Genomic DNA, 14,767 nt, shown 5'->3' on the forward strand with positions numbered 1-14,767 from the left:
CGAAGGGGGCACGCCCGGCGTCTGCCATCAACGGTGCGCGCGCAAAGAGGTTGCTGGGGCATCCCGGAAATCATGTTGACTTCGATCAAGCGACGCCCTTTTACGACGCGCGAATTGATGCGGGTTGCAATGCCTTTTGGGATTAAGGTCCTTTGGGGCCTTCCGCCCCGGTCAGGAACCGCAATGGCCAAGAGCCAGAAGAAGTCGAACAAGGAAGTGCGCAAGCCCAAGGCCGAAAAGGCCCCCAAGGCAAATGCCTCCAACCCAACCTCCAAGGGCCAGCCGGTGGCGATGGTCAATATCAAGGGATGAACATGATGGGCGACGACGAAACCTTCGTCTATGATGAAGCGACCGGCGAATGGGTCGCCGCCAGTGCCGTGGGCACGGCGGCGAGCGAGGATGACGCGGTGGTGGTGCGCGATTCGGTCGGCAATGTGCTGGCCGATGGCGACCAGGTGACGCTGATCAAGGATTTGACCGTGAAGGGTGCCGGGCAGACGCTGAAGCGCGGCACGCTGATCAAGTCGATCCGCCTGACCGGTGATGCGCAGGAAATCGACTGCCGGTATGAGGGCATCAAGGGCCTCGTGCTGCGCGCCGAGTTCGTCAAGAAGCGCTGAGCCTTCCGCGTGGCCGAGCGCGCGATCAAGCTGCATCCGAGCTGGCGCGAACCGCTGTTGGCGGAGTTCGAGCAGCCGTACATGCAGGCGCTCAAGGGCTTCCTCGCCGCCGAGCGCGCAGCGGGCACGGTGGTCTTCCCCAAGCCCGCCGCCTGGTTCCGCGCGCTCGATCTGACCCCGCGCGAGGACGTGCGCGTCGTCATATTGGGGCAGGACCCCTATCATGGCGCGGGGCAGGCGCATGGCCTGTGCTTCTCGGTCCAGCCCGGCGTGCGACTGCCGCCCAGCCTGCGCAATATCTATAAGGAGCTGGAGGCCGATCTCGGCATTCCACCCGCGCGGCATGGCTTTCTGGAGAGCTGGGCCCGCCAAGGCGTGCTGCTGCTCAACGCGGTGCTGACGGTGCGCGAGGGTGCCGCCGCCTCACATCAGGGGCAGGGGTGGGAACGCTTCACCGACGCCGTAATCCGGCTGGTGGCGGAAAGCGCGCAGCCGACCGTCTTCATCCTATGGGGCGCGCACGCGCAGAGGAAGGCCGCCTTCATCACCGACGCGACGCAGGGTGGGCGGCATCTGGTGCTGAAATCGGCGCACCCGTCGCCCTTGTCCGCGCATAACGGATTTTTCGGCAGTCGGCCGTTTTCGCGGGCCAATGCGTTCCTGGTTGCGCACGGCAGAGCGCCGATCGACTGGACGGTGCCAGAGACGGTGTGAAGCTGTCGCCTAGCGCGGCGCGCGCAGGACGGTGCGCCATCCCGTATAGCCAATCGCGACCAGCAACAGCGCCTGCGTGGCGAGCACGATCGGCTCACCGCCGGTCGGTGCCAATGCGTGGAGCGCGGGCACCTTCTGATAGGATTGCACCACCAGCACGACCATGTTGAGCCACTGGGCGAGCAAGGCGGTGGCCAGGAACAGCGCCCGCCACCGCCCGGCGAGCTTGCCGCCATAGAGCGCCAATAGCGCAACCGCGAGCAATGCCAGCGAAACGACGCCGAAGATGAAGGGCGGGCCGATCGGTTTGGGCGGAAACAGGAAGCCGGTAACGCTGGTCAGGATCGTGAACACCAGAAAGATTGCGTTGGCGGTGGAACGCCATCGCCCGGTTGTGAGGCTCGCGAAAAAGACGACCCCCGCAGCGATGCCGACCAGGCTGATCGCGGTGTGGAGCAGCGTGAAGGCGTGGAGCGACAGGCCGAACATCATGCGGATTCCCCCCGGAATGCTGGTGGGACTGTAACAGAAAGCGCGCGTCGGCAGGAGTCGTTTCGAAGGCGGTACAGAAATCTTGACATTGGACAAAGTTTTGTCCATAGTTTGCGGATGCAAGCCGTATCCTATTCCGAAGCGCGCGAGAATCTGAAGGCGATGATCGACAAGGTCGTCGCCGACCGCGCCCCGCTCGCCATCACGGGTCAGCGCGGCGAGGGGGCGGTGCTGGTGTCGGCGAGCGAATGGGCGTCGATCGAGGAGACGCTGTATTTGCTGCAGTCGCCTGCCAACGCGAAGCAGTTGCTCGAATCGATCGCGCGGCTCGATGCCGGGGAGGGCGAAGAACACGAGCTGATCGAACCGTGAAGGTTATGTTCGATCGCGCGGCGTGGGCGCAATATGTCGCGTGGCAGGTCGAGGACATACGGGTCGTCGAGCGCATCAACACGCTTTTGAAGGAAATCGCACGCGATCCGTTTCGCGGCACTGGCAAGCCTGAACCGTTCGGCCAGAACATGTCAGGTTGGTGGTCGCGCCGGATCAGCCACGAGCATCGCTTGGTGTACCGCGTGAGCGGCAAAGGCGACGCGCAGGTGATCGAAGTGGCGCAGTGCCGGTATCATTATTGAGCTGCTTGTCGGTGTTGTCCCATCAGCGTATCTTTCGTTGATGGCGGAGCTCAACGTCTTCCTTCCCGACGATCTCCAGCGTTGGGCAGACGCGCGCGCCGTCGAGGGCGGGTTCAGCAGCACTGACGACTATATCTGCGACTTGGTGCGGCGCGACCGGGAGGATGCCCAGAAGCTGGCGGCGTTGCAGGCGGCGATCGACGCGGGGCGGGCTTCGGGTGTGAGCGAGCGCGATCCGTTCGAGTATCTCGACGAACTGGGCACCGGGCGGCGCGCGCAATACCCGAGTGCCGATGCGGCTTGAGCTAAGCCGACGGGCCGACAGCCATCTGGATGACCACCTTGCGCCGTAACTGCGACTATCGATCTCTCACTCAGCCTTTAGATATCCAACACCGATCCGTTCCATTAAAGAAATTGAGTAAGTTTTCTTGGTTGGCACAAAACCCGCCCGCGCTAATCGAGCACGAAACGCATCATGCTTGGCAATTTGACCGCTTTTGTCACGGTCATGGCGGCCTAGTTCAGCCTTTAGTTCTGTCTCGACGCTCATACAGACCCCTATATGTTGCGGTTATAAATGTAAAATTGGGTTTGATGTCTTACTAGATAGTCAGATAGTGTGTCGCTGTATCGACGGATCGCGTTTCGCTTTTTTGGATCTTCCCCAAAATCATCGATGTCCAAACGCATGAGATTCCTAAGAGTGCCCATCCCGATCATGCGGCCGTGCGAATGCCAGTGCTTATTATCTGAGAGCAGACTGGCTATCTCCTCGGCGCGCCTTTCCTTCTCCGCATCAGTGACCAGCTCACCCGGATTGGTCGTCCGATGGTGCGTCCAGTCCTTGAATTTGTAGCGCGTCAGCCACTGCTTGAGCAGATTGATCGAAAGCTCGCGTGCCTGCTCGTAGAACCGGATCATTGCCAAATCCTGAGCCTGTAGGATAGCGAATTCAGCGGGTGAAATTGTGTCAGTCTGGCTTTTGTCGATCAGCTCCGCGATTTTGTCCAGATAGCCAAGCGCCGGAACCAGAACCTTCTGCTCCCTATCCGGCACCTGTGGATCGATAGGCCCAAGCGATGACGAATAGTCCATAAATATGCGATCGCCCGACATGCAGAATATCGTGCCTGCGGACATCGCTTCTCTCGTTACGATAAAATAGACCTGATTATAATGGTATCGGACAATCTCGACCATTTTTTCCACGGCCTCAGCTTGCCCACCGGGAGTGGTCAAACAAATGCCGATCACGTCGCGTTTGTCGGCCCGAGCCGCCATTTTCTCGACCGCCGAACGCACGTAAGCAATATGAAAGGTTCGAAGCTCACCAAAGTAATATAGCAGATCGCAGCCGAGTAGGGCCTCTACCTGCGCTTCGCTCTCGTTGACGACGTCAAAAATAACCTCGTCAAGTAGTTGGCCAGTCATTGCCATGGTGATGTAGCCCCCTTGCCGCGAAGAATCACATTATGATTCAAGCGTCAAGATTTGCCTACTCTCCCGCAGACAGATAAATCTCCCCACCCTCAGCCTTAAACCGCGCGCTCATCTCCTCCATCCCCTTGATGGCCGCGGCCTTGCTTGCAGCGGCGGTCTCCGCCCCCGTCGGGCCGGTGGCGATGAAGCCTTCGACGCCCTGATTCTGCTTGCCCGCAAAATCGCGCACTTCCTGCGTGATCTTCATCGAGCAGAATTTCGGGCCGCACATCGAGCAGAAATGCGCGGTCTTGGCGCCTTCTGCGGGCAAGGTCTGGTCGTGATAGTGCTCGGCGGTGTCGGGGTCGAGCGAGAGGTTGAACTGGTCGCGCCAGCGGAAATCGAAGCGGGCGCGGGAGAGGGCATCGTCGCGCATCTGGGCGGCGGGGTGGCCCTTGGCGAGATCGGCGGCGTGCGCGGCGAGCTTGTAGGTGACGACGCCGACTTTCACGTCGTCACGGTCGGGCAGGCCGAGATGCTCCTTGGGCGTGACGTAGCAAAGCATCGCGGTGCCATACCAACCGATCATCGCGGCGCCGATGCCGCTGGTGATATGGTCATAGCCGGGCGCGATGTCGGTGGTGAGCGGCCCGAGCGTGTAGAAGGGTGCCTCGCCACACACTTCGAGCTGCTTATCCATATTCTCCTTGATCTTGTGCATCGGCACATGGCCGGGGCCTTCGATCATCACCTGCACGTCGCTCTTCCACGCGCGGTGGGTGAGTTCGCCGAGCGTGTAGAGCTCGCTGAACTGCGCTTCGTCATTCGCGTCGGCGATGGAGCCGGGGCGCAGGCCGTCGCCGAGGCTGTAGGCGATGTCATACGCCTTCATGATCTCGGTGATCTCGTCAAAGCGTTCGTAGAGGAAGCTCTCTTTGTGATGCGCGAGGCACCATTTCGCCATGATCGAGCCGCCGCGGCTGACGATGCCGGTGACGCGCTTTGCGGTCATCGGGATGTAGGCGAGGCGCACGCCTGCGTGGATCGTGAAGTAATCGACGCCCTGTTCGGCTTGCTCGATGAGGGTATCGCGGAAGACTTCCCAGGTCAGGTCCTCAGCGACGCCGTTCACCTTTTCGAGCGCCTGGTAGATCGGCACGGTGCCGATCGGCACCGGGCTGTTGCGCAGGATCCATTCGCGCGTGTCGTGGATGTTGCGGCCGGTGGAGAGGTCCATCACCGTGTCCGCGCCCCAGCGGATCGACCAGACCATCTTGTCGACTTCGGCGGCGACATTGCTGGCGACCGCGCTGTTGCCGATATTGGCGTTGATTTTGACCAGGAAGTTGCGGCCGATCGCCATCGGCTCGGATTCGGGGTGGTTGATGTTGTTGGGGATGATCGCGCGGCCGCGGGCGACTTCGTCGCGGACGAATTCGGGGGTGACGTAATCGGGGATGCTGGCACCGAACGATTCGCCGTCGCGGATCAGCTGTTCCTTGGCGGCGGCGCGCCCCAAATTCTCGCGGATCGCGACATATTCCATCTCGGGCGTGATGATGCCGCGCCGGGCATAATGCATCTGGCTGACGTTCGCGCCCGCCTTGGCGCGCAGCGGGCGCTTCACGACATTGGGATATTGCGGGACGCCGGCCGAGCGATCGGGGCCAGTGAGGCCGTTATCCTCGGGGCGGATTTCGCGCGCGTCATAGGATTCGACGTCGCCGCGCGCGAGGATCCAGTCGCGGCGCAGCTGCGGCAGGCCGCGGTTGATGTCGATCTGCGCCTTGGGGTCGGTGTAGGGGCCGGACGTGTCGTAGACGCGCAAGGGGGCTTCGTTGGCGGACGGTTCCAGCACGATCTCGCGCATCGCCACGCCCAGGCCCGGGATGTTGGGCGAGGGCACGTGGATCTTGCGGCTGCCACGGATCGGCCCGGTGGTGACGCCGATTTCGGTACGGGCGGGGATGTCGGCCATGGTGTCGCTCCAAAGACTCGGAATGGAGCGAAAACGGAAACCCACTGTGGACACCGCTCCCTCCCTCCGCCCGTGCTAACGGGATCAGGTTCAAACGGGTCGTAGCCTCAGCTACCTCTCAGCTGCTCAGGCGCAGCCCCCCGGGGAATAATGTCAGTCTAGGCGCATTGGCGGCGGCTGCAAAGCCCGTAATGTCGCCTCAGCTTGCCGCGCTGGTCTTGATGTTGCCGTTGACGCCGCCGGGGAAGAAGCCGCCGCCGACGACCGCGTTCTTGTTGAGGTACAGCACGTTCAGCACCTGGCCCGCCGTGCGCGCGAGTGCGAGGCCGTTGTTGTCGAGCGGAGCGACGTTCGAGGTGACCGAATCGCCGACAATGCCCTGGTCGAGGTCGGTTGACCCGTCGAAGCGGTCACGCGCATCGCTGATGAGACCCGCATTGGTCAGCAGCGACGGAGTCGATACCGAGCCCTTGGCGTACAGCACGGTGCGGATCAGCCCGGCGTGATAGGCGGTGGTGGCGAGGATGCCCGCCGCCGCGTCGATCAGCAAAGTGGTCGCGATCGTCGATTGCCGACCGGTATAAGCGGTGACCACCACGTCTTCCAGCATGAACGCCGCCAGCAGGAAGTTCTCGTCGCTGGCATAAGGATCGAACGCCGCGCCTGCCGCGACGACGGTTGCCGCCTGCGCCAGCGCGCTGAAGGCACCGCTCGCGCTGCCATCGATGTTGATCGCGGGCTGCGCGACCGTCGCTGCGCCCAGTGCCGAGCGCAGGAAGGCGACATGCGCGACCTTGTCGGCGGCGATCTCGCGCGCATATTGTGCGACCAGCGGATCGGTGAAGGTCACTTGTCGACCACCCGTCACCGCGCCCTGCACGGTCTGGTTGCCGTCGCCCTTGGCGATCAACGCGTTGGGCAGGCCGGCCCCGGTCACCGCGACGGTGTAGAATTGCGCCTGGAGATAAGCGAGGTTGAGCAGGAAGTTGAAGCTGCCCTGATCGTTCAGCGTGTCGGTCGAGCTCGGGCTAGGCGTCGGGGTGGAGCTGTCGGTCGCGCTCGGAGTGGAGGTGTCCGAACCCCCGCAGGCCGAGAGCAGCGCGCTGCCGCCGAAGGCGAGCGTTGCCACGCTCGCACTGCGCAGGAATTGACGACGCCCGGCGCGGTTGCGCTCCTTGGCATCGGGGGCTGGCACGAGGATGTCGCTGTCGTTCACGTAAACTCTCCCATACGGGCGAAGGCCATAAAAACGGCGGCGCTCAGTTGGCCGCGCTGGTCACAACCGTGGCATTGAGGCCGTTCGGATAGAACCCGCCCTTGGTCACTGCCAGGCTGTTGAGATAGAAGATGTTGAGCACGTTCGCCACGAGACGGCCATAAGCGATGCCGTCGGTTCCGGCGGGCACGATGTTGGAGGCGATCAAGCCATTGAGTGCCGCAAGCTGGCTGCTGGCGATCGCTGCCGGCGAAATGCCGACATCGTCCTTGGTCGTCCCGTCCAGCGTGTCGCGGACCGCAGAAATCGCGTCGGCCTGAGTCCGCAGCGCGGCGGTCGTCGCGCCCTTGGTGTACAGGACGGTACGAATCAGCGCCGCGTGATACGCATGCGCCGCCAGCAGTCCGGCACCGGCATCACGATAGGCGGGGGTGGAAATAAGCTGTGCCGCCGCCTTGTATGCGGTGACCACGACATCTTCCATGAAGAAGGCGGACAGCAAGAAATTCTCGTCGCTGGCATAGGGATCGAAGGCCACGCCCGACGCGACCACGTTGGCCGCACGCATCGCCACGCTGAAGGCGCTGGTCGCGGTGCTGCCGATATCGATCGCGGGCTGGGCGACGACGGCGGTACCCAGCGTAGCGCGCAGGAAGGCGACTTGCGCTGCCTTTTCATTGGCGATCTCGCGCGCATATTTCGCGACGAGCGGATCGGTGAAGCTGACTTGCTTGCCGCCGGTCACTGCGCCGACGGTGGTGGTGCTGGCGCTGCCGGGGGCGAGCTGGGCGCTGGGAAGGCCCGCGCCGGTGACGGCGAAGGCATAGAATTGCGCTTCAAGATATTCGAAATTGAGCAGGATGTTCAGAAGGTTGGTATCGCTGGTGGTGTCCGCCATGGCACGCGAGCCAAGCGTCACGGCTGCGGCGCCCACCGCAGCGATCGCCCCTGCGCCAAGCGCGGTGCGGAAGAATTCGCGGCGTTCGCTGCGCCGTTCGGCACCCGCTTCGAGTCGCTCGAGCAGCTGTGCGCCGGAGTCCTGGGGGAGATCGGTCATGCGGGCGAACCCTCTTTATCGTGAAACGGGCCTTCTGGCGCAGGCTGCGTGGCACCTCGGGCGTGGCGACGCAAGACTGGATTTCGCGGCGTTGATCAAGTTTGCGCCAGTTAGAGCGAGTTACGGTCGGGCTGCCGACCTTTTCGCGACCAAATGCAGACGACCCGGCAGTCGCGCCGATGCGCTTCTACCGGGTCGGCCAGTCGAATGGCGGCTTCCTTAGAAGGTATAAGCGAGTCCGAGCGCGCCCAGCCATTGGTTGGGGGACCCGGCAATGCGGGTGACCGGGCTATAGGAAAAATCACCCAGTTCGCGTGAGTAGCTACCCCCCGCCAGTACCTTGAAGCCGTGCAGCAGATTGCCGGTCAGCGAATAGGTCACGAACCCGCCGACCGAATAGCTCTTCCAGCCGCTGTGGGCATTGTAGTTCGGCAGGCCGCTGGCCAGCGCCTGCGTTGGCGTGATGCTGAAATAACTGTCGGCATAGCCCTGACCGACATGTTCGGCCGAGGCGTACAGGCCGACTGCGGCCTTGGTGCTGAGCGGGGTGAGATAGGTGAATTGCGGTTCCCAAATGTCGCTGCGATGGCCGCCGGATACACCCTTGCGATAGCTGACCGACACCGACACCTTGTCGTACGGGCTGGTGATCACGCCGGTCTTGCCAATCCCGACATAGCCGCCAAGCTCGATCGCGGTGCCGCGTTTGCCCAGCGCGCGAATGCGCGGGTCATCGATGCTGGAGAGGCTGGAGCGATCAAAATTGACAACGCCGACCGGGCCCAATTGCAGATCGAGCGTTTGGCCGGGGCGGTTGGGGATCACATCCAGGCTCGCGCGGTTCCCGACGACCGAGAAAGCGAAGCCCTTGACCGACCCGATCACCACCGGCGCGGGCGTGAAGCGATAGGTCTTCGACCCTTCATAGTCGGGAAAATAGGCCCCGCCGATGCCGACCGTGACGCTATCCTTGTCGAAATCCGCAGCGATTTGATCGCGTTCGGACGTCGCCGGACGCTCCTGGGCGATGGCAGGGGCGGCACCGGCCAGCAGCAGTGCGGCGGCGGAAAGGTATAAACGGCGGTTGATCACAAGCAGCTCCGAGAAGAAGATTTGGCGGGTTAACGTCCTCGCGACCCGTTTAGCTCCGTTATTGCCCGATCAGAGCAAGTATCGCATGCGCACCTGTTGCCGATCGGCATCACCTGTCAGCGTGAAGCGGGCTGCCGCAAAGCGCGGCGGGCCGAAGCTGATCGGCGGGTTGCGCGAAAAACCGAAGCCTTCGCGCGGGATACCGGCAAAGGTATCGAGCTTCTTATTGCCATTCTCGTCATGGATCACCGCAAGGGCATAGCCGCCCGGCGGAAGCCCGTCGAAATGGAGGCTGTTGGCGCTCGCCGGGATCGAGCGCGTCACCGCCTTCGCATCGTCGATGCAAGCAGGGAAATTGGTGGGGTCGGCGGTCAGGCAGACGCGGACCATGCCCTTATGCGAGCGCAGGTTGGCGATGTCGACCGCGAGATCAGTCGTCGCGACCGCCCCCGACAAGGAGAAGAGCAGCCCCATCGCCGCGCCGCCGACGCCGGCGAGCCTGCGCATGGGCGCGGGCAAAATCGCCGACCCCCTTGTCGGTACCGCAGAGGCGGTCCCAGAAACGGAAATAAAGCCCATAATTTCCCCGATACAGATCGTGGTGCCGCTGGTGATGGCTCGCGGTAATCACCCAGCCGCCTAATCGACCGGCCCACATGAACCGGGGGAAAATCTCCCACCCCATATGATTGGTTACCCCCATAACCGTCATGATGCCCAGCACCAAGCCCAGTGCGCCGATGTGGATGGGAATCCCTAGCGTCAGTAGCGGAATTATCACAGCGCCGGTGACCGCCTCGATCGGATGGAACGCCATCGCGGCCCAGGCGGTGGGCGGGCGGCTATCGTGATGCACCGCGTGCGCGATGCGAAACACGCGCGGCAAATGCATCCAGCGATGCGTCCAGTAGAACCAGGTGTCGTGTGCGACGAGGTAGAGCAGCACCGATAGCGGCAGATACCACAAAGGATAAGCATGCACGTCGCGGTAGATCCGCGTCCAGCCATGCTCTTGCCAGCCCCAGGCCAGCACGCCGGCGGGCACGCCATAGATGAGCGCGGACGCGAGGCTCCAGCCAATCTCGCGCCGGATTTGCGGGGAAAGGCCGTCATACAGCCCCGGATGGCGGGCGCGCGTCGCCGCAGCGAACACCCCCGACACGAGCAGATAGCGCACGCCGACGATCGCCGACATGGCGAGCGCGGAGGCGACGATGGCGAGAGCGATCATGCAACGGCTGTAGCGCGTATGGCGGCCCGCGTCAGGCGGTTTCGGCGTGCAGCGTGCTTGCGCGCTGCGGCGTTTCGGCTATCGCTTGGCGATGCCTTCGATCATCCCCTGCGATATCGCCATCGTCGGCGGCGGGCTGGCGGGCGGGCTGATCGCGTTGGCCTTGGCCAAGCAGCGACCCGGCCTCGACGTCCGCATCGTCGAGGGATCGGACAGCATTGGCGGCAATCATTTATGGTCGTTCTTCGCCACCGACATTGCGCAGGACGATCGCTGGCTGGTTGCGCCGCTGATCTGTTATGGCTGGACGCATTATGACATCGCGTTTCCGGCGCACCGCCGCACCCTGAAAAGCGCCTATTATTCTATCGAGTCCGAACGGCTCGACGCGGTGGTGCGCGCCGCCCTCCCGCCCGAGGCGGTGATGACCGGGCGCAAGGTGCTTGCCGCAAGCCCGACGGCGGTGGTGCTTGCCGATGGCGACCGGATCGAGGCGAAGGGTGTGATCGATGCGCGCGGGTCGGGCGATCTCTCCCTGCTCGATCTTGGCTGGCAGAAGTTCGTCGGGCTCGAATTCGCGCTGGAGGAACCGCACGCGCTGTCGGGCCCGATCGTGATGGACGCGACGGTGCAGCAGATCGACGGCTATCGCTTCGTCTACACACTGCCCTTGTCGGCGACGCGGCTGTTCATCGAGGATACCTATTATAGCGACACGCCCGATCTGGCGCGGGCGGAACCCGGCGGGGCCAATGCCGACCCGGTCGCCGAGCGCGTCCGAGCCTATGGCACGGCGCATGGCTGGGACACGCGCACCGTTACGCGCGAGGAATGGGGTGTGCTGCCGGTGGCGATGGGCGGCGATTTCGAGGCCTATTGGCAATCGGGCGGCAACAAGGTGGCCAAGGCCGGAATGCGCGGCGGGCTGTTCCATCCGACCACGGGCTATTCGTTGCCCGACGCGGTGCGCCTCGCCGCGCTGATCGCGCGGGCGAGTGATCTGTCGGGCACGGCGTTACACACGCTGACGCATGATTTCGCCAGAAGGACGTGGCGGGCGCGCGGCTTCTATCGTATGCTCGACAAGATGCTGTTTCGCGCCGCCGGCCCCGATGAGCGCTACCGCATTCTCGAACGGTTTTACCGGCTCGATCCGCAGCTTGTGCGGCGCTTCTACGCAGGACAATCGACGATGATGGACAAGGCACGGATTTTGACCGGGAAGCCACCGGTCCCGATCACGCGGGCATTGCGCGCGATTATCGGGGGGAAACCGGCATGAGCTCGGCGGCACCACGCGGCACGCCGCGCCGCGCGATCGTCATCGGAGCCGGGTTTGGCGGGCTCGCGCTCGCGATCCGGCTGCAATCGGCCGGGGTCGAGACGACCATCGTCGAGGCGCGCGACAAGCCGGGTGGCCGCGCCTATGTGTGGGAGAAAGACGGCTTCGTGTTCGATGCCGGGCCGACCGTGATCACCGATCCGCCATGCCTGCAGGAATTGTGGGCGCTGACCGGCCGCGACATGGCCGAGGACGTGACGCTGGCACCGGTGTCGCCTTTCTACCGGCTCAACTGGCCCGATGGCGTCAATTTCGATTATTCGAACGACGAGCCTGCGCTGCGCGCCGAAATCGCCAAGCTCAATCCGGCCGATGTCGCGGGCTATGCCAAGTTCCTGGACTATTCCGCCGGGGTCTATGAAGAGGGCTATCGCAAGCTCGGCTCGGTCGCGTTTCTCGATTTCGCGTCGATGATCAAGGCGGCCCCGGCGCTCGCCAAATATCAGGCGTGGCGCTCGGTCTATTCGATCGTCTCATCTTATGTGAAGGACGAGCATCTCCGCCAGGCGCTGTCGTTCCACACGCTGCTGGTGGGCGGCAACCCGATGAACACCAGCGCGATCTATGCGCTGATCCACAAGCTCGAAAAAGACGGCGGCGTGTGGTTCGCGATGGGCGGCACCAACCAGTTGATCGCCGGGATGGTCAAGCATTTCGAGCGGCTGGGCGGGGTGTTGCGGCTGAACGATGCCGCCGTCGATATCGCCACGCTGGGCGACCGTGCGACCGGCGTCACCACCGCGAGCGGCTGGCATCAGGATGCCGATATGGTCGCGTGCAACAGCGACATCATGCACAGCTATCGCGACCTGCTCAAATCCTCGCGCAGTGCGCAGCGGACCAAGAACGGGCTGGCGCGCAAGCGCTATTCGCCGTCGCTGTTCGTGGTGCATTTCGGGATCAAGGGCACCTGGCCGGGCATTCCGCACCACATGATCCTGTTCGGGCCGCGCTATAAGGGGCTGCTCGCCGACATTTACGATCATGGCGTGCTGCCGGAAGATTTCTCGCTTTATCTGCACCATCCGACCGTGACCGATCCGTCGATGGCACCCGAGGGGCATTCGACCTTCTACGTGCTGGCGCCGGTGCCCAATCTCGGCAAATTCCCGGTCGACTGGAACGAGATCGGCCCGATTCTGGAGAAGCGCATCCTCGACGAGGTCGGGCGGCGGCTGATCCCCGACATTCACGAGCGGATCGTGACCAAATTCCATTATGCGCCGAACGATTTCGCGCAGGATCTGAACGCGCATCTGGGCAGCGCCTTCTCGCTGGAGCCGATTTTGACGCAGAGCGCGTGGTTCCGCGTGCACAATCGCGACGACCATATCCCGAACCTGTATTTCGTGGGGGCAGGCACGCATCCGGGGGCCGGGATTCCGGGGGTGGTCGGCAGTGCAAAGGCCACGGCGGCATTGATGTTGGAGACGGAACGGTGAAGCGTCTGGCGGTGTATTGTGGGTCGGCAACGCCGGCGGACCCGGTGTATATTGACTGTGCGAAAGAGGTTGGCCGGACGCTGGCCGAGCGTGGCATCGGCCTGGTTTACGGCGGTGGTCGGCTCGGGCTGATGGGCGCGGTGGCCGATGCGGCGATGGCCGCGGGCGGCGAGGTGATCGGCATCATCCCGCAGGCGCTGGTCGATGCTGAAGTGGCGCATCAGGGCCTCACCGAACTCCATGTCGTCGGCACGATGCACCAGCGCAAACAGGCGTTTACCGATCTGTCCGACGGTTTCATCAACCTGCCCGGCGGCACCGGCACGATGGACGAATTGTGGGAGGCGCTGAGCTGGGCGCAGATCGGCTATCACGCCAAGCCGGTCGGGCTGCTCAATATCGCTGGCTATTACGACCATCTAATCGCTTTCTATCACCATATGGCGAGCGTCGGTTTCCTGCGGCCGCAACATGCCGGGATCCTGCTGATCGACAGCGCGCTTGACGGGCTGCTGGCGCAAATGGCGAGCCACGAGCCGATCGAGACGATCACCAAGATCGGCGCGCGCGACCTTTGAGCGCGGCGGCACCCTCGCGCGACGCGATCGTCGCGACCGCGCAGGAATCGATCGCACGCGGATCGAAGAGCTTTGCCGCCGCCAGCCGCCTGTTCGCGCCCAAGACGCGCGAACGGGCGTGGTTGCTCTATGCCTGGTGCCGCGCGTGCGACGACATTGCCGACGGGCAGGACCACGGCCATGACATGACCGGGGTCAGCGATGGCCCGGCGCGGCTGGCCGAAATCTCGGCGCTGACCGAGGCGGCGCTGGCCGGGATCGTGGTCGGGGACCCGGCGTTCGATGCGCTACGGATCTTTGCCGCGGAGACGGCGTTGCCCCCGGCGCTGGCGCGTGACCTGATCGCGGGCTTTGCGCTTGATGCGCAAGGGTGGCGGCCGCAGACCGAGCAGGATTTGTATCTTTATTGCTATCATGTCGCGGGCGCGGTCGGCTGCATGATGGCGCTGGCGATGGGCGTGCCCGCCGACGATGACGCGACGCTCGACCGCGCGTGCGATCTGGGGCTGGCGTTCCAGCTTGCCAATATCGCGCGCGACGTGGCCGAGGATGCGCGCGCGGGGCGGTGTTATTTGCCGCAGGCGTGGCTCGACGAGCTGGAGATTCCGGCGGACGACCTGCTTGCGCCACAGCATCGTGAGCGGCTCGGGCAATTGGGCGAGCGGTTGGGCACGCTGGCGGCGCGCTATGAGGCGAGCGCGCGGCGTGGCACCCCGGTGCTCCCGTTCCGCTCGGCCTGGGCGGTGCTGGCGGCGGCGGGGATTTATGGCGCGATCGGGCGCAAGGTGGCAGCCCTTGGCGCGCGCGCCTGGGATCGGCGGGTGACGACCTCTGGCATCGCCAAGATCGGATTCATCGTGCGCGCATGGCGCGAGGCGCGGCAGCGCGTGACGCTGTATCCGCCGCAGCCGCGCGATCCGGCGTTGTGGACGCGGCCGCGCTGAT

Annotated in this window: 19 protein-coding genes and 1 riboswitch; of the genes, 10 read left to right on the forward strand and 9 right to left on the reverse strand. The window is 63.8% G+C overall.

Going from position 1 to position 14,767, the window contains the following annotated elements:
• Positions 1 to 183 precede the first annotated feature (183 nt).
• From EJC47_RS21330 to ung, 3 genes are read left to right on the forward strand one after another with little or no spacing between them, the layout of a single operon-like run.
• A complete protein-coding gene (locus tag EJC47_RS21330; RefSeq protein ID WP_260591484.1) occupies positions 184 to 312 on the forward strand; it encodes a hypothetical protein in 129 nt (42 codons plus the stop codon).
• 2 nt (positions 313 to 314) lie between these two features.
• Positions 315 to 623 (forward strand): alkylphosphonate utilization protein, encoded by a 309-nt coding sequence (locus EJC47_RS05440; RefSeq protein WP_409574475.1) that lies wholly within the window; start codon positions 315 to 317, stop codon positions 621 to 623.
• A 9-nt stretch (positions 624 to 632) separates the two neighbouring features.
• A complete protein-coding gene (ung, locus tag EJC47_RS05445; RefSeq protein ID WP_126845838.1) occupies positions 633 to 1,337 on the forward strand; it encodes a uracil-DNA glycosylase in 705 nt (234 codons plus the stop codon).
• Between the two features lie 9 nt (positions 1,338 to 1,346).
• Here the strand turns inward: ung and EJC47_RS05450 are convergent, their stop codons facing one another.
• Positions 1,347 to 1,829, reverse strand: coding sequence for a hypothetical protein (locus tag EJC47_RS05450; protein ID WP_126845840.1), 483 nt, complete (start codon positions 1,827 to 1,829; stop codon positions 1,347 to 1,349).
• Positions 1,830 to 1,946: 117 nt separating this feature from the next.
• Between EJC47_RS05450 and EJC47_RS05455 the strand changes: the two genes are divergently transcribed.
• Genes EJC47_RS05455 through EJC47_RS05465 form a run of 3 tightly spaced genes read left to right on the forward strand, consistent with a single transcriptional unit; the run spans position 1,947 to position 2,768 of the window.
• Positions 1,947 to 2,201 carry a type II toxin-antitoxin system Phd/YefM family antitoxin gene (locus EJC47_RS05455; RefSeq protein WP_126845842.1) on the forward strand — a complete coding sequence of 85 codons (255 nt, stop codon included), beginning with the start codon at positions 1,947 to 1,949 and terminating at the stop codon, positions 2,199 to 2,201.
• Positions 2,202 to 2,206: 5 nt separating this feature from the next.
• Positions 2,207 to 2,464 (forward strand): Txe/YoeB family addiction module toxin, encoded by a 258-nt coding sequence (locus EJC47_RS05460; protein WP_312845338.1) that lies wholly within the window; start codon positions 2,207 to 2,209, stop codon positions 2,462 to 2,464.
• Between the two features lie 40 nt (positions 2,465 to 2,504).
• Complete coding sequence (locus tag EJC47_RS05465) at positions 2,505 to 2,768, forward strand: ribbon-helix-helix domain-containing protein (RefSeq protein WP_126845847.1); 264 nt, start codon at positions 2,505 to 2,507, stop codon at positions 2,766 to 2,768.
• A 66-nt stretch (positions 2,769 to 2,834) separates the two neighbouring features.
• Here the strand turns inward: EJC47_RS05465 and EJC47_RS05470 are convergent, their stop codons facing one another.
• From EJC47_RS05470 to EJC47_RS05505, 8 genes are all read right to left on the reverse strand, one after another.
• The gene (locus EJC47_RS05470; protein WP_126845849.1) at positions 2,835 to 3,017 is read right to left on the reverse strand and encodes a hypothetical protein; all 183 of its coding nucleotides are present in this window, start codon (positions 3,015 to 3,017) and stop codon (positions 2,835 to 2,837) included.
• Positions 3,018 to 3,025: 8 nt separating this feature from the next.
• Positions 3,026 to 3,904, reverse strand: coding sequence for an SDH family Clp fold serine proteinase (locus EJC47_RS05475; protein ID WP_126845851.1), 879 nt, complete (start codon positions 3,902 to 3,904; stop codon positions 3,026 to 3,028).
• Positions 3,905 to 3,962: 58 nt separating this feature from the next.
• Complete coding sequence (gene thiC, locus EJC47_RS05480) at positions 3,963 to 5,864, reverse strand: phosphomethylpyrimidine synthase ThiC (protein ID WP_126845853.1); 1,902 nt, start codon at positions 5,862 to 5,864, stop codon at positions 3,963 to 3,965.
• A 44-nt stretch (positions 5,865 to 5,908) separates the two neighbouring features.
• Positions 5,909 to 6,017: riboswitch (TPP riboswitch) on the reverse strand.
• 46 nt (positions 6,018 to 6,063) lie between these two features.
• Positions 6,064 to 7,080 (reverse strand): ferritin-like domain-containing protein, encoded by a 1,017-nt coding sequence (locus EJC47_RS05485; RefSeq protein WP_126845855.1) that lies wholly within the window; start codon positions 7,078 to 7,080, stop codon positions 6,064 to 6,066.
• Positions 7,081 to 7,123: 43 nt separating this feature from the next.
• Entirely contained in the window at positions 7,124 to 8,137 is a 1,014-nt protein-coding gene (locus tag EJC47_RS05490; RefSeq protein WP_126845857.1) for a ferritin-like domain-containing protein, read from the reverse strand.
• Between the two features lie 219 nt (positions 8,138 to 8,356).
• Entirely contained in the window at positions 8,357 to 9,229 is an 873-nt protein-coding gene (locus EJC47_RS05495; protein ID WP_126845859.1) for a MipA/OmpV family protein, read from the reverse strand.
• Between the two features lie 69 nt (positions 9,230 to 9,298).
• Positions 9,299 to 9,703 carry a DUF2141 domain-containing protein gene (locus EJC47_RS05500; protein ID WP_029622763.1) on the reverse strand — a complete coding sequence of 135 codons (405 nt, stop codon included), beginning with the start codon at positions 9,701 to 9,703 and terminating at the stop codon, positions 9,299 to 9,301.
• The gene (locus EJC47_RS05505; RefSeq protein WP_126845862.1) at positions 9,660 to 10,460 is read right to left on the reverse strand and encodes a sterol desaturase family protein; all 801 of its coding nucleotides are present in this window, start codon (positions 10,458 to 10,460) and stop codon (positions 9,660 to 9,662) included. Before EJC47_RS05505 ends, EJC47_RS05500 begins: the two co-directional genes overlap by 44 nt.
• 91 nt (positions 10,461 to 10,551) lie before the next feature.
• Here EJC47_RS05505 and crtY point away from each other — a divergent pair, with 91 nt between their 5' ends.
• From crtY to EJC47_RS05525, 4 genes are read left to right on the forward strand one after another with little or no spacing between them, the layout of a single operon-like run.
• Positions 10,552 to 11,742 (forward strand): lycopene beta-cyclase CrtY, encoded by a 1,191-nt coding sequence (gene crtY / locus EJC47_RS05510; RefSeq protein ID WP_126846169.1) that lies wholly within the window; start codon positions 10,552 to 10,554, stop codon positions 11,740 to 11,742.
• A complete protein-coding gene (locus EJC47_RS05515) occupies positions 11,739 to 13,244 on the forward strand; it encodes a phytoene desaturase (RefSeq protein ID WP_126845864.1) in 1,506 nt (501 codons plus the stop codon). The genes crtY and EJC47_RS05515 overlap by 4 nt, the downstream gene beginning before the upstream one ends.
• The gene (locus EJC47_RS05520; RefSeq protein ID WP_126845866.1) at positions 13,241 to 13,822 is read left to right on the forward strand and encodes a TIGR00730 family Rossman fold protein; all 582 of its coding nucleotides are present in this window, start codon (positions 13,241 to 13,243) and stop codon (positions 13,820 to 13,822) included. Before EJC47_RS05515 ends, EJC47_RS05520 begins: the two co-directional genes overlap by 4 nt.
• A complete protein-coding gene (locus EJC47_RS05525) occupies positions 13,819 to 14,766 on the forward strand; it encodes a phytoene/squalene synthase family protein (protein WP_126845868.1) in 948 nt (315 codons plus the stop codon). Before EJC47_RS05520 ends, EJC47_RS05525 begins: the two co-directional genes overlap by 4 nt.
• Position 14,767 lies beyond the last annotated feature (1 nt).

Origin of the sequence: Sphingomonas sp. TF3 (assembly GCF_003985085.1) — a bacterium.
GTDB lineage: Bacteria > Pseudomonadota > Alphaproteobacteria > Sphingomonadales > Sphingomonadaceae > Sphingomonas.

Coding starts and splice junctions, on each gene's coding strand:
- EJC47_RS21330 (WP_260591484.1), top strand. CDS start 184: ATGGCCAAGAGCCAGAAGAAGTCGAACAAGGAAGTGCGCAAGCCCAAG.
- EJC47_RS05440 (WP_409574475.1), top strand. CDS start 315: ATGATGGGCGACGACGAAACCTTCGTCTATGATGAAGCGACCGGCGAA.
- EJC47_RS05450 (WP_126845840.1), bottom strand. CDS start 1,829: ATGATGTTCGGCCTGTCGCTCCACGCCTTCACGCTGCTCCACACCGCG.
- EJC47_RS05455 (WP_126845842.1), top strand. CDS start 1,947: ATGCAAGCCGTATCCTATTCCGAAGCGCGCGAGAATCTGAAGGCGATG.
- EJC47_RS05460 (WP_312845338.1), top strand. CDS start 2,207: ATGTTCGATCGCGCGGCGTGGGCGCAATATGTCGCGTGGCAGGTCGAG.
- EJC47_RS05465 (WP_126845847.1), top strand. CDS start 2,505: ATGGCGGAGCTCAACGTCTTCCTTCCCGACGATCTCCAGCGTTGGGCA.
- EJC47_RS05470 (WP_126845849.1), bottom strand. CDS start 3,017: ATGAGCGTCGAGACAGAACTAAAGGCTGAACTAGGCCGCCATGACCGT.
- EJC47_RS05475 (WP_126845851.1), bottom strand. CDS start 3,904: ATGGCAATGACTGGCCAACTACTTGACGAGGTTATTTTTGACGTCGTC.
- thiC (WP_126845853.1), bottom strand. CDS start 5,864: ATGGCCGACATCCCCGCCCGTACCGAAATCGGCGTCACCACCGGGCCG.
- EJC47_RS05490 (WP_126845857.1), bottom strand. CDS start 8,137: ATGACCGATCTCCCCCAGGACTCCGGCGCACAGCTGCTCGAGCGACTC.
- EJC47_RS05500 (WP_029622763.1), bottom strand. CDS start 9,703: ATGGGGCTGCTCTTCTCCTTGTCGGGGGCGGTCGCGACGACTGATCTC.
- EJC47_RS05505 (WP_126845862.1), bottom strand. CDS start 10,460: ATGATCGCTCTCGCCATCGTCGCCTCCGCGCTCGCCATGTCGGCGATC.
- crtY (WP_126846169.1), top strand. CDS start 10,552: ATGCCTTCGATCATCCCCTGCGATATCGCCATCGTCGGCGGCGGGCTG.
- EJC47_RS05515 (WP_126845864.1), top strand. CDS start 11,739: ATGAGCTCGGCGGCACCACGCGGCACGCCGCGCCGCGCGATCGTCATC.